This window comes from Streptomyces sp. NPDC002742, assembly GCF_042888885.1.
In the GTDB taxonomy this organism is placed as follows: Bacteria; Actinomycetota; Actinomycetes; order Streptomycetales; family Streptomycetaceae; genus Streptomyces.
The window spans coordinates 1-14,375 of record NZ_JBIAQF010000018.1 but is presented as its reverse complement, the minus strand read 5'-3'; the positions used below and the strand labels follow the sequence as shown (position 1 = coordinate 14,375).

At 71.1% G+C, this 14,375-nt stretch carries 12 protein-coding genes and 1 pseudogene; 7 read left to right on the top strand and 6 right to left on the bottom strand.

All coding sequences use genetic code 11. From position 1 onward, the window contains the following. Positions 1-393 precede the first annotated feature (393 nt). On the top strand, positions 394-1,404 hold the full coding sequence (locus tag ACFYW8_RS28990; protein ID WP_389082806.1) for a polyprenyl synthetase family protein: 1,011 nt from the start codon (positions 394-396) through the stop codon (positions 1,402-1,404). Positions 1,405-1,532: 128 nt separating this feature from the next. Here ACFYW8_RS28990 and ACFYW8_RS28985 read toward each other — a convergent pair whose 3' ends face one another. Further along, a complete protein-coding gene (locus ACFYW8_RS28985) occupies positions 1,533-2,129 on the bottom strand; it encodes a hypothetical protein (RefSeq protein WP_389082801.1) in 597 nt (198 codons plus the stop codon). A 240-nt stretch (positions 2,130-2,369) separates the two neighbouring features. Between ACFYW8_RS28985 and ACFYW8_RS28980 the strand changes: the two genes are divergently transcribed. The 4 genes from ACFYW8_RS28980 to ACFYW8_RS28965 all read left to right on the top strand — a co-directional run bounded on the left by ACFYW8_RS28980 (position 2,370) and on the right by ACFYW8_RS28965 (position 7,198). Then, positions 2,370-3,407, top strand: coding sequence for a CHRD domain-containing protein (locus ACFYW8_RS28980; protein WP_389082796.1), 1,038 nt, complete (start codon positions 2,370-2,372; stop codon positions 3,405-3,407). Positions 3,408-3,676: 269 nt separating this feature from the next. After that, positions 3,677-4,969: an outer membrane lipoprotein carrier protein LolA gene (locus tag ACFYW8_RS28975; protein WP_389082791.1), complete on the top strand. Its 1,293-nt coding sequence runs from the start codon at positions 3,677-3,679 to the stop codon at positions 4,967-4,969. 29 nt (positions 4,970-4,998) lie between these two features. Beyond that, positions 4,999-6,084, top strand: coding sequence for an ABC transporter ATP-binding protein (locus ACFYW8_RS28970; RefSeq protein WP_389082787.1), 1,086 nt, complete (start codon positions 4,999-5,001; stop codon positions 6,082-6,084). A gap of 154 nt (positions 6,085-6,238) precedes the next feature. Then, positions 6,239-7,198, top strand: a complete 960-nt coding sequence (locus ACFYW8_RS28965) for an ABC transporter permease (protein ID WP_389083378.1) — start codon at positions 6,239-6,241, stop codon at positions 7,196-7,198. Between the two features lie 44 nt (positions 7,199-7,242). Here the strand turns inward: ACFYW8_RS28965 and ACFYW8_RS28960 are convergent, their stop codons facing one another. Then, a complete protein-coding gene (locus tag ACFYW8_RS28960; protein WP_389082781.1) occupies positions 7,243-7,827 on the bottom strand; it encodes a flavodoxin family protein in 585 nt (194 codons plus the stop codon). Between the two features lie 861 nt (positions 7,828-8,688). Here ACFYW8_RS28960 and ACFYW8_RS28955 point away from each other — a divergent pair. Continuing rightward, on the top strand, positions 8,689-10,518 hold the full coding sequence (locus tag ACFYW8_RS28955) for a hypothetical protein (RefSeq protein ID WP_389082776.1): 1,830 nt from the start codon (positions 8,689-8,691) through the stop codon (positions 10,516-10,518). Positions 10,519-10,569: 51 nt separating this feature from the next. Here the strand turns inward: ACFYW8_RS28955 and ACFYW8_RS28950 are convergent, their stop codons facing one another. The 3 genes from ACFYW8_RS28950 to ACFYW8_RS28940 form a co-directional block, all read right to left on the bottom strand. Then, entirely contained in the window at positions 10,570-11,064 is a 495-nt protein-coding gene (locus ACFYW8_RS28950) for a VOC family protein (protein ID WP_389082771.1), read from the bottom strand. A 119-nt stretch (positions 11,065-11,183) separates the two neighbouring features. Beyond that, complete coding sequence (gene rarD, locus ACFYW8_RS28945) at positions 11,184-12,281, bottom strand: EamA family transporter RarD (protein WP_389082768.1); 1,098 nt, start codon at positions 12,279-12,281, stop codon at positions 11,184-11,186. Between the two features lie 191 nt (positions 12,282-12,472). After that, on the bottom strand, positions 12,473-13,327 hold the full coding sequence (locus tag ACFYW8_RS28940; RefSeq protein ID WP_389082763.1) for an SDR family oxidoreductase: 855 nt from the start codon (positions 13,325-13,327) through the stop codon (positions 12,473-12,475). 129 nt (positions 13,328-13,456) lie between these two features. Here ACFYW8_RS28940 and ACFYW8_RS28935 point away from each other — a divergent pair, with 129 nt between their 5' ends. Then, positions 13,457-13,870: a helix-turn-helix domain-containing protein gene (locus tag ACFYW8_RS28935; protein WP_365878020.1), complete on the top strand. Its 414-nt coding sequence runs from the start codon at positions 13,457-13,459 to the stop codon at positions 13,868-13,870. An 89-nt stretch (positions 13,871-13,959) separates the two neighbouring features. On the opposite strand, the pseudogene ACFYW8_RS28930 reads toward ACFYW8_RS28935, so the two are convergent. Then, positions 13,960-14,375 (bottom strand): annotated as a pseudogene (locus ACFYW8_RS28930) (2-oxoacid:ferredoxin oxidoreductase subunit beta); the annotation flags it as partial.

Below are 14,375 nucleotides of genomic sequence, written 5' to 3'. Positions count from 1 at the left end.
CCGGGACGGACGCGGGTCGGGCGGAACCGGACGCGCGCGGCTCGGGCGGAACTATGGGGCAAGGTCACTACTGACGGGTGTTTCGCCGCACGTCGGCACATATAGGGTCACATCATCTGATCATGAACATAGCGCCGGTGATCGGGTGGCGCCCGTGAGTCGGGGTACCCGCCATTGGGGCACGCAGGTGCTTCCCGTGTGCCTTCCGGGTGTACTCCCGCATACCTGCTGGCGGAGCGAAGTCGGCCGGGGGACGGTGGGCGCTCGTGGTGATCGAAACGTGACCGGATACGCTGACTTGAGTGATGGCAGCGACACATCGACAAACCGTGTCATCGACCGAATGATCGACCGAGTTCGCCATGTGATCGTCAGCAGACAGGAGAACCTCTCGTGACCGTCGTCGGGCCGTTCGGGCTGAGCGTGCGGGACCAGGCTCTCGAAGCCGATGTCCAGGCCGGATTGGCGGCTGTCGAGGAGGGCTTGCTCGAAGCCACCAAGAGCGAGGTCCCCTTCATCACCGAAGCCGCCCAGCACCTCGTGCGGGCCGGCGGGAAGCGGTTCAGGCCGCTGCTCGTGATGCTCGCCGCGCAGTTCGGTGACCCCTACGCGCCGGGTGTCGTGCCCTCGGCCGTCGTCGTCGAACTGACCCATCTGGCCACGCTGTACCACGACGACGTGATGGACGAGGCCGAGGTCCGGCGCGGGGTGGCCAGCGCCAACGCCCGCTGGGGCAACTCGCTGGCCGTCCTCACCGGCGACTTCCTCTTCGCCCGCGCCTCCTACATCCTGGCCGACCTCGGGCCCGAGGCCGTCCGGATCCAGGCCGAGGCGTTCGAGCGGCTCGTGACCGGACAGATCCTGGAGACCGCGGGGCCGCGCGACGGCCGCGACCCGGTCGATCACTACCTCGATGTACTCGGCGGCAAGACCGGTTCGCTGGTCGCCGTCGCGTGCCGGTTCGGCGCGATGATGTCAGGGGCCGACGAGACGGTCGTGGACGTCCTGACGCAGTACGGCGAGCGGCTGGGCGTCGCCTTCCAGCTCGCGGACGACGTCCTCGACATCGCGTCCGACTCGCACGAGTCCGGAAAGACGCCGGGCACCGATCTGCGCGAGGGAATCGCCACGCTGCCGGTGCTGCGGCTGCGTGAGCGCGCTGAGCGGCTGGGGCTCGCAGAGGACATCGCGCTGTGCGAGCTGCTGGACTCCGACCTGACGGACGACGCGCGGCACGCGGAGGCGCTGGCCCGGCTGCGGGAGCACCCCGCGCTGGAGCAGGCGCGCCGGGACACCGTTCGCTACGCGGAGGAAGCGCGCGCCGCGCTGGTCCCGCTGCGCGAGTGCGACGCGAAGGCGGCGCTGGTCGAGCTCGTGGACGCCGTGGTGCACCGGGCCGGTTGAGACGGTCGGTGGTGCGCCCGGCCGTCTGAGACCGGTCGGTGGTGCGCCCGGTTGTCTGAGACCGGTCGGTGGTGCGCCGGGCCGTCTGGGACCGGCCGGGTGGTGCACCGGTGCGGCCGAAGCGGCTGTCAGTAGCCTCCGCCTCCTCCCGTGTTCGTGGAGGTCGGTGTCGGTGTCGGAGTTGTCGACGCGGGCGTGGTGATTTTCGCTCCGCTGGGCGTCACGGCGAACCACGTTCCGTCCACGCCCTGGCCGTAGGCCTCCTTCGGCTCGGCGTCCTTGGAGTAGCGGTAGAGGGGCCAGCCGGCGAGAGTGATCTGGGTGCCGCCGTCGGTGCGTTTCACCGTGGAGACCAGGCTCTTGTCGATGCCCTTCGTGGTCACGCTCCCCTGGGTCGTGGCCGCCGGCCAGACCGTGGCGCAGGTGTTGTAGCAGCTGACCTTCGTCGGATTGGCCGAGTCCGCGTCGAAGCGGTACAGGACGTATCCCTTGCCGTCGGTCACGACCGTGCCCAGTTTCGCGACATTGGCGGTGGTCAGCGTCGATGTCGCCGATCCCGTGGTGCCGCTCTGAGCCGAGCCGCTGCTCTGTGAGGAGCCGCCGCTCGGTGTCGAACTGGTCCCGCCGCCGCTTCCGCCGCCTCCCCCTCCGCATCCGGCGAGCGTGAGTGCCAGGACGGCGGCGCCCGTGGCGGCGTATCCCGTGACGTGCTTGATGGCGAGCATGGTGATCCCTCGATCCTTTGGCCCTGGAGTTCTGGGCGATCCCGATCGCTGCCAACCGTAAGTACGGATTCGCACCGGTTTTCACTCGAATCTCCGCCGGATTTGAGCGGTTCCGACAACATGGCGCTGTGTGACCGGCGCCACACTCTTGGAATGAGTCCAGGGTCGGATCGGGTCCGTACTCCTGCGCAGAAGCTGACGCAGGGGGCGTCGGCCGAGTTACGGGGAGAAAACGGAATCATGGGATCGAACGCCACGTTCACGACGCGTCGCAAGAGCCTGATCCTGACCGGTGTCGCGGTGGCCGCCGCGGCCGGTGTCGCCGCCGCCGTCATCCCGGCGGTCGCCGCCGACCGCGGCGCTCACGGTGGGAGCACCGGCGCGAGCCGGAGCACCGGCACGGACCACTCCGGGCACGACGGCCGGACCGTCGTCACGCAGCACGGAGTCATGGGCGGCAGCGGTGGCACCATCCTCGCCGCGAGCCTGCGCGGTGCCGGTGAAGTGCCTGTCCAGGGCGGCCCCGCCGTCGGTGACAAGGACGGTGCGGCGCTGGAGTTCATCAAGGTCAAGGGGAACAAGGTGTCCGTCGCCGTGACCTGGCGCGGTACCGGCAGGCCCACCTCGCTCCACATTCACCAGGGTGCCAAGGGCACCAACGGCGGCGTCAAGATCGACTTCGGCGGGCTGCTCGACGGGATCAAGGGCCACAGCGTCGTCGGGACCGTCGAGGTCGATGACGCCGCCCTGCTCGACACGCTGAAGACCGACCCCGGTTCGTTCTACGCCAACCTGCACACCACCGAGTTCCCGGGCGGGGCCGTCCGCGGTCAGCTCCACAAGGTCACGGGCACCTTCGACTTCCGGAACGCGCTGCACAACTTCCAGGCGTCCGTGGTCAAGGGCGAGCAGATCTACGAGTGCAAGCCGACCGACGGCGGTGGCTACGCCTTCGCCCAGCGCGACGTCGCGGCCCTGCTCGGCGGTCACATCGCCCACTCGTTCGTGAAGCCCGACTCCGGTACCCCGCAGTGGATCGCGCCCGACCGCAGCGCGGTCACCGGCACGCTGATCGCCAAGACTCCGAACGGCGCGACGAACATTCCCGAACTCGACCTCGGGGCCACGCGGTCCGGCAGGCATCACGGCCTGCTCGCAGGCACACAGGAGATCCTGCGCCTGAACACCGTGGGCGGTGTGGCCCCGGCCGGTTCCTGCTCGCCGGGCGCGGTCGTGAGCGTCCCCTACCGGGCGGACTACGTGTTCGTGCAGCGCTGAGACGAGCGACCGGTGCGGTAGGGATCCAGCCCGGTGCGCGGCCAGGGCGGTGCCTCCCCGGCACGACCCCTACGGGTCGGGGGAAGCGCCGCCCTCTCACGTCATACCGCAGGACTACGCGGAGTTGAGCCCGGGGGTTGACGCATCCATCCGGTGTATTTGGTCAGATGGAGAACACCACTCCTCACCGGTTCGGGTGAGAATGGCGGCTTAGGGGTGGAGCACGGAACGAGGGCAGGGCCGCCGCCGACGACGGAGGTAAGGCACACATGGCACCGTACGAATCCGACGACAGCGCGAGGGCCGCAGGGGCCGACGACGCCGACGACCTGCGCGCCGGACGACGCAAGGCCACGCGGTACGTCGTTCCGGTCGCGGTGGTGGGAGTGGCGGCGGCGACGATCGGGCTCGTCCCGGCGCTCGCCGACTCCGGGGACCCCAACCTGCCGAAGATCACCGCACAGCAACTCATCGAGAAGATCGCCAAGTCGGACGTCCAGCAGCTGTCCGGCACGGTGAAGATCAGCACCGATCTCGGACTGCCCAACCTGGGCGGTCTGGAGAGCGGCCTCATGTCCGGCGCCGTCGGGGGCCACGGCGGCTCCTCCGCCGACCCGCAGTCCAAGCTCCTCGAACTGGCCTCGGGCACGCACACGCTGCGCGTCGCGGCCGACGGCCCGGACAAGGGCAAGGTCTCCCTGCTGGACAACGCCGCCGAGTACAGCGTCATCCACAACGGCAAGGACGTGTGGGGGTACGACAGCAAGTCGAACGAGGTCTACCACACGACGTCCGCCGAGTCCGGGCGCGCCGACGAGGGCGCCAAGGGGAAGGCGCCGCGGGATGTCCCGGCCACTCCCAAGGACTTCGCCGACGAGGCGCTCAAGTCCGTGGACGACACGACCTCCGTGACCGTCGACGGCACCGCGCAGGTGGCGGGCCGCGACGCCTACAAGCTGGTCGTCAAGCCCAGGCAGTCCGGCTCCACGGTCGGCGCGATCAGCATCGCGGTGGACGCGAAGACCGGGCTGCCGCTGAAGTTCACGCTGACCCCGGCGAGCGGTGGCGCCGCCGTGGTGGACGCGGGCTTCACCCAGGTCGACTTCTCCCGCCCGGCCGCGTCGACGTTCGCCTTCACCCCGCCCAAGGGTGCGAAGGTCACCGAGGGCGACGGACGGAAGGGCGCGAAGGGCGACGAGTCGAAGGGCGCCAAGGGCGACGAGCCGAAGCGCATGGAGAAGACCCTGCCCAAGGGTCAGGAGGGAACGGCCCGGGGTCTCGACGGTCCGAAGACCATCGGCAAGGGCTGGAGCTCCATCGTCGTGTTCAACACCGGTGGCAAGGGCATGCCGTCCGGCGCGTCCGGCTCGAAGGGCTCGACCGGCAACAGCAACGTCGACGGGTTCCTGAACTCCCTCGGCGACCACGTCACCGGCAAGTTCGGCTCGGGCACGGTCTTCTCGACCCGCCTGGTCAACGCGCTGATCACCGACGACGGCAAGGTGTACGCCGGTGCCGTCACCAAGGCCGCTCTGATGAAGGCGGCCAACGCGGCCCAGTAGGTCCCGGGCGAGTCGAACCGAGGGAGCCCATGGAGGAGCTGTCCGCCGTCGAGCCCGATCCGGCGCAGGCCGCGGGCGCCCCCGCCGAGCAGGCGGGGAGCGCCCGCACGGCGCCCGCCGGGGAGCCGGGAGATACCGGTGTCGTGTCCGCGCGGGGAGGCGGCGGCTATGCCGTGTCCGTCGAGGACGCGGTGATCGCCACCCGCGCGCTGAGCAAGCGGTACCGCGGCGGACAGCTCGCCGTCGACGGCCTCGACCTGAGCGTCCCAGCGGGCAGCGTCTTCGGCTTCCTCGGTCCGAACGGCTCGGGCAAGACCACCACCATCCGCATGCTGATGGGCCTGATCGAGCCGACCTCGGGCACCGCACGCGTACTGGGGCAGCGCATGCCCCGGTCCACGCGGGCCGTGCTCCCGCACGTCGGGGCCCTGATCGAGGGCCCCGCTCTCTACGGCTTCCTCTCCGGGCGGGACAACCTCCTCCGGTACGACGCCGCCGACCCGGCCGCCGATCCCCGCACCCGGCGGACACGCGTCGGGATCGCCCTCGACCGGGTCGGACTGACCGCCGCCGCGGGCAAGAAGGCGAAGGCGTACTCCCTGGGCATGAAGCAGCGGCTCGGACTCGCGGCCGCGCTGCTCCAGCCCCGCCGGCTGCTCGTCCTGGACGAGCCGACCAACGGCCTCGACCCTCAGGGCATGCGCGAGATCCGCTCGCTGGTGAGGGAGTTGGCCTCCGACGGCACGACCGTCTTCCTCTCCTCGCACCTCCTCGACGAGATCGAGCAGGTCTGCACACACGCGGCCGTGATGGCCCAGGGGCGGCTCATCACCCAGGGCCCGGTGGCCGACCTGGCGGCGGGAGCGCGGGGTCGGCTGGTGGTGACGACCCCGGACGCGGGTGACGCGGCGCGGATCCTCAAGGAGCAGGGTGTCGCCGACCTCACCGTGACCGAGACGGGAGTGACGGCGGAGCAACCGGACCGCGAACTCGCCGAACTGAACGCCGCGTTGGTCATGGCAGGCGTCCGGGTCCGCGGCTTCGGAGTCGAACGGGCCTCGCTGGAGGACGCCTTCGTGGCGCTGACCGGGGAGGGTTTCGATGTCGCGGGCTGAGAGTCCGTCGAAGTCGGAGACGGCGACGGCGACAGGGACCGAGACGGTGACGGAGACGGAGACAGGGACCGCGACCGAGACGGAGGGGGAGACCGGGACGGTGGCGGAGACGGAGACAGGGACCGCGACCGAGACGGAGGGGGAGACCGGGACGGTGGCGGAGACGGGGGCGGCGGCAAACGCGAAACCGTCAGCGGGGTCGGGAGACCGAGGACCGAGCCGGACGACGACGCGTGCGGGAGCGCCGGCGGAGTCGAAGGCCGGACGGACGCCGAGCCCGCTGTGGACACTCGGACTCTTCCGCAACGAACTCGTCACCACGTTCCGGCGCTGGCGGACGATCGCGCTGCTCGGTGTGCTCGCGGCCGTGCCGATCCTCATCGGCATCGCCATCAGGGTCGAGACGAGAGGCGGCTCGACCGCCGGCGGTGGCGGGGGTGAGGGACCCGCGTTCATCGCGCAGATCACCAACAACGGTCTGTTCCTGGTGTTCACCGCGCTGGCTGTGACGCTCCCCTTCTTCCTGCCGATGGCGATCGGTGTCATCGCGGGCGACGCGATCGCCGGCGAGGCCAACGCGGGCACCCTGCGCTATCTCCTCGTCGCGCCGGCCGGCCGCACCCGGCTGCTGCTCACCAAATACGCGACGACGATGACGTTCTGCCTGGTGGCAACCCTGGTGGTGGCGGTCTCGGCGTTCGCGGTGGGCGCCCTGCTGTTCCCGCTGGGCGAGTTGACCACCATCTCCGGGACCCGCATCGGTTTCGCCGAGGGGCTCGGCCGTGCGCTGCTCATCGCGCTTGTAGTCGCCGCCTCACTGACCGGTGTCGCCGCGCTCGGCCTGTTCGTCTCCACCCTCACCAACAGCGGCATCGCGGCCATGGCGACCACGGTCGGCCTCGTCATCACCGTCCAGATCCTCGACCAGATCCCCCAGCTGCACGCGTTCCAGCCGTACTTCTTCTCCCACTACTGGCTGTCCTTCGCCGACCTCATGCGCGACCCCGTCTACTGGGACGACCTGGTCCGCGATCTCGGCCTCCAGGGGCTGTACGCCGCCGTGTTCGGCTCGGCGGCCTGGGCGCGGTTCACGGCGAAGGACATCACCGCCTAGGCGTTCGCCCGGGCGGTGACATCACCGTCGGCACGCCGAGCGCCTCACACCTCGTACGGGAAGCGGGCCAGCGGTGGTTCCTGCGCGAAGAAGGTCTTCGCGCGTGTCAGTGCACCGGCGTCGTTCAGCACATCGCCGCGCCCGCTGCCGTTACCGAGCAGGACTCCGCCGAAGCGCATCTTCATGTACGCCGCCGTGTGGTTCAGCGTGCCGATCAGCGGGTCGGCGACCTCCGGCTCCTCGTGCGCGAGCGCGGTGACGCCCCAGAGCGTGCGCCCGGCCAGGGCGGCCTTGAAGTCGACACCGGGCGTGCGCAGCCAGCCCGACCAGTGGTCCAGATAGCGCTTGGTCGGTCCGGACACCGAGTACCAGTACAGCGGCGAGGCGATCACGATGTCGGTGGCCGCGAGCGTGGCGTCGAGCAGCATGGCGGTGGTGCCCGTGGCGGGAGGACGTACATGGTCGCCGTCCCGCCGCAGGTCCACGAAGTCGGGGAGCGGATGCTCGGCCAGGGACAGCCAGCGCTGCTCGACACCGGCGGGCAACTGCTCGGCGGCCTTGCGGGCCAGCAGCTCGGTGTTGCCACCGGTGCGGCTGCTGCCGAGCACGAACAGGAATTGGCGGGTCATGGTTCCCCCTGGGATGCGCGCCACGAACGACGTCGATTACACACGTGAACAGTATATGCATGCGCATGTAATCGTCCAGGGTGGCGCCGAGGGCGGGCCGGGGTCGGGCAGACCGAGCGGGGTCGCTGGGTGCTCTCTTCCCTCGTCGGTCCACCGATCCTCCCGGCGCCGGGACGGGTCGGGTAACGGGACGTGGGTTCCTGGGACGAGCCTGTGACGCCGCGGTGACGCGGGAATCGGGTGGGAGCCGAGAGACTCGACTACGTGTACACGACCGGAATGTGACGCCGCTCCGCACGCACGTGGACCCGGCACCCTGGCCGGGACTGAAGTGAGGAGGGAGGAGAGGATGAGGACGGCACGGACGGGTACGGGTACCGGCACGGAGGTGCGTACGGGAACAGGCGGGAGGCCCGTACGGGAATTCGTACGGGGCCGCGTACGAGCGTCTGTACGGGCATGCGCACGGGAGTTCGTGGGAATGCGCGACAGGGCGGTCGCCGCGTCGGCGGTCGTGTCCGTGACCGGGGTACTGGCGTTGACGGGCCGTGGCTTGCGGGACCATCGTGATGCGGTGGGCGCGCAGTTCGTCTCCTTCCGCGGGGCCGCCCGTGGCACCGAAGGCACCCAGGCACCCCCTCCCGTCGGGCGGGGCCGCTGGGCGCGGACGCACAGGTGCCGAGCCCGTCGGGCTTCGACGGGACGGAAGCATCGGAGGTGTGGGCGGAGGTGGCGTACGGACATGACCCGAAGTGCGACTACCGTCCGCACGATGCCGTGCCGCGCTCGGTTGATGTCCTCGACCCCGCCCCCCTCTTCGTCCCCGTCCCCGTCCTCCACCACCCCTTCGTGAGGGAACCGATGTCTCGACTCAGCCGCGAACAGAAGCGGGAACTCAAGCGGCAGCGCTCGGCGGCCGGTACCGGGGGGCAGCCGACCACCGGGATGACGCCGATCGAGGTCCACGTACCGGCGTCGGCGGGCGCGGCTGGCCCTGCGGTCCGTGGTGCCGCGGGGGCCCCGAGCGGTGCCACGGTCGGCGGGGTGCCGGTCGTGCCCGCGCCCGGTGAGACGGTCCAGGGCGCGATCCTGAGCCACCTCCACCGCCTCGCCCTCGGCTCCGGTCACGCGGTTCTCGCCACCATCCACGACGAACGCATCGGCTTCGTCGTACCGCTCCAGGTGCACGTCGACGGCTCCAGCCGCTACACGGGGGAGCCGGTACACGTGGCGCCGCCCGTGCAGCCGCACGGGCACCGAGCCGACCGACCCCCGCGCCTTCCGGCCCAGGAGCACCGGCACGCCCCGGCCGAGGACCGCCTCCGGCCTCCGGCCCACAACTTCTCCGAGCCCCCGGCTCAGGAGCGCCGCCCGCAGCCCCCGGTTCAGGAGCGCCCGCAGCACCCGGGCGGGGAAGACCCGAGGCGGTCGGCTCAGGAGCACCCGCGCTCCGGGGTCGAGGAGCGCCCGTACTTCCCGGTTCAGGAGCGTCCCCAGCCCCCGGCCGGGGAGGTCCCGCAGCCTCCGGAGCGGCGGCGTCCGGAGCCGCCGGCTCCACCGCTTCCGCCTGCCCCGGTGTCCGCCGAGGGGTCGGCGCGGGCTGCGGAGACACCGGGTGCTCCGCGCCGTGACAAGTCGACTTACGTCCTGCGGGCGGTGACGGAACCGAATGCGCAGCCGACTCCGGGACCGGAGAGCGGGACACCGCCGACCCCGGCGACGAGACCCGAGACCGCGCCCGCACCTGCGTTCCCGCCGCCCGCAGCGTCACCCGAGTCCGCGCCCCCCGCCTCCGGCCCGGAGCCGGTGCCCATGGCTGAGCCCGCCGTGCCCGGTACTCCCATGCCATCCACCTTCGTGCTGCGGGCGGTACCGGAACCGAGGCCGTTGCCCGGGGCCGCGTCGACGCACGTGCTGCGGGCGGTGCCGGAGTCGGCGGCCGCCGCGACGCCCGCCCCGACGGGGGAGTTCGGGCCGGCCCCGCTGGCCGTCCCCGTCCCCGAGCCGCAGCCCGCCCCCGAGCACAGGGCCGCCGCTTCCGAACGGAAGCCGGCGTCCGCGATGGAGGCCTTGTCGCTGCTGCCTCCGGAGCCGGAACCGGAGCCGAAGCCCGCTCCCGTACGCGGCTTCGACGCCGTCGCCGAGGCGGTGCTCGCGCCGAGTCCGCAGGAGCAGGCCCCGGAACGGGACGCCGCGTCGGCGTTCCTCGCGGAGCCCGTCGCCCGGATCAACGAGGCCGTGAAGACGGGCCGTATCGAGGCGGCCGCGGGGATGGCGGAGCGTGCCGTCGCCGAGGCCGCGCACTCGCTCGGCCAGGAACACCCCGAGGTGCTGAGACTGCGCGAGCTGACCGCTTACATCGCCTATCTGGCCGGTGACGCGCTCAGGTCGTTCCACCTGTCGCTGGATCTCGCGAGGGTCCGTCGACGGCACCGGGACACGCGGGCCGCCTACGGCAACGTCCAGAGCGCGGCCACCGCGTGGCGTGCCGTTCGCGACCCCCTCCAGGGCCTGCACCTCGGGCGCGATCTGATCGGCGTGTGGACCGAACTCATGGCCGACGACGGTCCCGCCGCCGACGACCTCGGACAACTCGAATCGGCCCGCACTCGCATGGGCCGCCTCGCCGAACGCGCCCATGTCGTGCTGGACAACCCTTATACCTGGACGCCCCGCGCCCAAGGCGAGTGACGAGCGGAACCTGAGGAACCGGGCGAGCGTCGGCGAGCGTCGGCCCGGGCGTCAGTGGACGCAGAATTCGTTTCCCTCGGGGTCCGTCATCACGACCCACTCGCCCGCCGGTTCCTTCATCTCCCGCAGCACGCTCGCCCCCAGCGAGATCAGACGGCCGACCTCCTCGGCGCGCCGCCCCTCGCCGGGGTGCAGGTCGAGGTGGAGCCGGTTCTTGCCGGTCTTGGGCTCGGGAACCCGTTGGAAGAGCAGGCGCCGCCCGAGGCCGGTGCCGCGTTCCTTGTCGTACGGGTCGTCGGGATGCCGTACGGCGATCAGGTCCCGGAAGGCCGGGCGGCCGTGGAAGTCGACCGTGGCCTCGGCCGGCAGGGCGCCGAGGCTCAGCAGCTGCTCGATGAAGGCGCTGTTGTCCTCGACCGCGTAACCGAGTGCGGCGGACCAGAAGTCGGCCTGCGCGTGCGGATCGGCGGCGTCGATGACGAGTTTCCAGTGGACGGGCGCGGGAACCGGTGCGGGGACGGGTGTGGGCCCAGGAGTCGGCGTCATGCAGCCACTCATAGTCGTTCCACGACCGGGTGGGCAACGGAATCGCCGGGACCCGCCCTCGTGTCGTACGAGGGCAGGCCGGCCCTGCCGCTACGACCCGGGTGACTTCCGTCCGCGGGTCACGAGGTGGCGCGCGAGCCGGCCGGACGGGCCGCCGAACCGGCAGACCCGGCGGTACCCGCGGCGATGGCGGCGGCCACCGGGACCTCGGCGGCGACCCCCGCGACCGCGGCGGTGGTGCCCACGGCCTCAGCGGTGGTCGCGGACCCGGCCGTGGACCCTGTCGCGGAATCGGCCGTGCGGGCCGACTCCCTCATGGCCCGCACACCCCGCCGCGCGGCGCGCAGCGCGTCGAACGTCAGGAGCGACAGCGCGAGCCACACCAGCCCGAACCCGGCCCACCGCTCGGCCGGCATGGCCTCGTGGAAGTAGAAGATGCCGAGGAGGAACTGGAACACGGGCGCCATGTACTGGAGCAGGCCGAGGGTGGACAGCGGCACCCGGATCGCGGCGGCGCCGAAGCAGATCAGGGGGATAGCCGTCACCACGCCGGTCGCCGCGAGCAGCGCGGCGTGTCCCGGCCCCTGCGCGGCGAACGTCGCGTCGCCGCGCGAGCTCAGCCACAGGAGATACGCCAGCGCCGGCAGGAACTGGATCGCGGTCTCGGCGGCGAGCGACTCCAGGCCGCCGAGGTTGACCTTCTTCTTCACCAGGCCGTACGTGGCGAAGGAGAAGGCGAGGCAGAGGGAGATCCACGGCGGACGGCCGGAGCCGATCGTGAGCACGAGGACGGCCGTGAGGCCGACGCCCACGGCGGCCCACTGCACCGGCCGCAGCCGCTCCTTGAGGAGCAGCACGCCCATCGCGATGGTGACCAGGGGGTTTATGAAGTAGCCGAGCGAGGCCTCGACCACGTGCTCGGAGTTGACCGCCCAGATGTAGACGCCCCAGTTGACGGTGATGACCGCCGCCGCGACCGTGATCAGCCCCAGTTTGCGCGGCTGTCGCAGCAACTCGCCCGCCCAGGCCCAGCGCCGCATCACGAGCAGCACGATCCCGACCACTCCCAGCGACCACACCATCCGGTGGGCGAGGATCTCGACCGCTCCGGCGGGCTTCAGCAGCGGCCAGAAGAGGGGGACGAGCCCCCACATCCCGTACGCCGCGAAGCCGTTCAGCAGACCTGTGCGGTGTTCGCCCCTCGGCTTCCCGGCCACCGGCGTCTCCTTCTCCCACGATCGAGGACGCCTGGCGCGCCCCCCGCGCTCCGGAGCTCCCGTGCGGTCGGGGAACTTCCGTGCAGCATGAAAGAAGGTAGCGCCGGACACCCCCGCCTGTCATGCCCGTATCGCTATACGGTCATGACAGGCGGGGGTGTCCGGCACCCCGCCCGGCGCCTGCCGGGACGTCAGCCCTTCAGAGCCGCCGCGACGGACTCGGCGATCGGCGTGGTCGGCCGGCCGGCCAGGCGGGACAGGTCGCCGGTGGTGACGGCCAGCTCGCCCTTCTCGATGGAGGCGTCGACGCCCGCGAGGATGCCGGCGAAGACCTCGGGCAGCCCGGCCCCGGTCAGGATGCCGGCGAATGCCTCGGGGGAGACGGGGTTGTAGACGATCTCCTTGCCGGTCTGCCGGCTCAGCTCGGCGGCGTACTCGGCGAAGCTCCACGCCTCGTCGCCGCTCAGCTCGTACGTCTTGTTCTCGTGCCCCTCGCCGGTCAGCACCGCGACCGCGGCGGCCGCGTAGTCGGCGCGCGAGGCGGAGGCGATCCGGCCCTCGCCTGCGGCCTGGACTACGGCGTCGTGTGCCAGCACGGGGGCGAGGTTCTCGGTGTAGTTCTCGTGGTACCAGCCGTTGCGCAGCAGCGTGTAGGGCAGTCCGGAGGCGAGCAGGACCTCCTCGGTGGCGCGGTGGTCGTCGGCGAGAGCGGCCGTCAGGCTGCCGGGAGCGCTGGTGTAGGCGAGCAGGGAGACTCCGGCCGCCCTGGCCGCGTCGATGACGACCCGGTGCTGCTGGACGCGGCCCTTGTCGAACTCGTTGCCCGAGATCAGCAGCACCTTGTCACCGGCCGCGAACAGGCCGTCGAACGTCTGAGGCGTGTTGTAGTCGGCGACCGCGAGCCGAACGCCGCGGGCCGCGAGGTCGGCGGCCTTGGACTCGTCCCGCACGACGGCGGTGATCCGCTCGGCGGGGACCTTCTCCAGCAGCTGCTCGACCACGTGACGGCCGAGGTGTCCGGTGGCTCCGGTGACGACGATGCTCATGGCGTACATCTCCTTGTGGGGTGCGGATGTCACTCACCCTAGGAGCTGCACTAACTGTTGGAAAGTACCCACCTTGAAGTAAGGTGCCAACCTAGAAGTAAGGTACCCACCTTCATTTAAGGTGTTGGCATGGCCGTAAGTATCAAGGCAGCGGACGGGGCCGACGCCGGCGAGGCGATGTGCCCCTACCGCCTGGTCCTGGAACATGTCACCAGCCGCTGGGGCGTCCTCGTCCTGATCGAGCTCCTGGAGCGTTCGTACCGCTTCAGCGAGCTGCGCCGGGCGATCGGCAGGGTCGGGAAAGGGGTCAGCGAGAAGATGCTCACCCAGACCCTGCAGACGCTGGAACGCGACGGCCTCGTCCATCGTGACGCCAAGCCGGTCATCCCGCCGCGCGTCGACTACTCCCTCACCGACCTGGGCCGCGAGGCCGCCGAGCAGGTGCGGTCGCTGGCGCTGTGGACCAATGAGCGCATGGCGGACGTCGAGCGGGCCCGGGGGGCCTACGACGAGGCCCGGGCGCTCAAGGCCCGGGCCTCCTGAGAACTGTCCGAGGACCGAAAACCGCGTGCGGACGGAAACGGCGTGCGGACCCAAACCGCGTGCGGACCGAAAACCGCGTGTGCGCGGAGTCAGCCGACGACGGTCCAGGTGTCGCCGCCGGCGAGGAGTGCGGCGAGGTCGCCTTTGCCGTTCTGTTCGATGGCGGTGTCGAGTTGGTCGGCCATCTGGGTGTCGTAGACGGGCCGGTCGATTGAGCGGAAGACTCCGATGGGTGTGTGGTGCAGGGTGTCGGGGTCGGCGAGCCGGGAGAGGGCGAACGCGGTGGTCGGGGACGTGGTGTGGGCGTCGTGGACCAGGATGTCGGCCTCGTTCTCGGGTGTGATGGTGACGACCTTCAGGTCGCCGGTGTGCTGGTCGCGGACCACGCCGCGGGCGCCGTCGGTGCCGAGGCGGATGGGCCGGCCGTGTTCGAGGCGGATGACGGCTTCCTCGGCCTGCTGTCTGTCCTTGAGGACTTCGAAGGCGCCGTCGTTGAAGATGTTGC

Excerpts from the sequence above, each read along its gene's own strand:
- ACFYW8_RS28975 (WP_389082791.1), top strand. The coding sequence starts at position 3,677 with ATGGCACCGTACGAATCCGACGACAGCGCGAGGGCCGCAGGGGCCGAC.
- ACFYW8_RS28980 (WP_389082796.1), top strand. The coding sequence starts at position 2,370 with ATGGGATCGAACGCCACGTTCACGACGCGTCGCAAGAGCCTGATCCTG.
- ACFYW8_RS28935 (WP_365878020.1), top strand. The coding sequence starts at position 13,457 with ATGGCCGTAAGTATCAAGGCAGCGGACGGGGCCGACGCCGGCGAGGCG.
- ACFYW8_RS28950 (WP_389082771.1), bottom strand. The coding sequence starts at position 11,064 with ATGACGCCGACTCCTGGGCCCACACCCGTCCCCGCACCGGTTCCCGCG.
- ACFYW8_RS28970 (WP_389082787.1), top strand. The coding sequence starts at position 4,999 with ATGGAGGAGCTGTCCGCCGTCGAGCCCGATCCGGCGCAGGCCGCGGGC.
- ACFYW8_RS28960 (WP_389082781.1), bottom strand. The coding sequence starts at position 7,827 with ATGACCCGCCAATTCCTGTTCGTGCTCGGCAGCAGCCGCACCGGTGGC.
- ACFYW8_RS28985 (WP_389082801.1), bottom strand. The coding sequence starts at position 2,129 with ATGCTCGCCATCAAGCACGTCACGGGATACGCCGCCACGGGCGCCGCC.
- ACFYW8_RS28940 (WP_389082763.1), bottom strand. The coding sequence starts at position 13,327 with ATGAGCATCGTCGTCACCGGAGCCACCGGACACCTCGGCCGTCACGTG.
- ACFYW8_RS28955 (WP_389082776.1), top strand. The coding sequence starts at position 8,689 with ATGTCTCGACTCAGCCGCGAACAGAAGCGGGAACTCAAGCGGCAGCGC.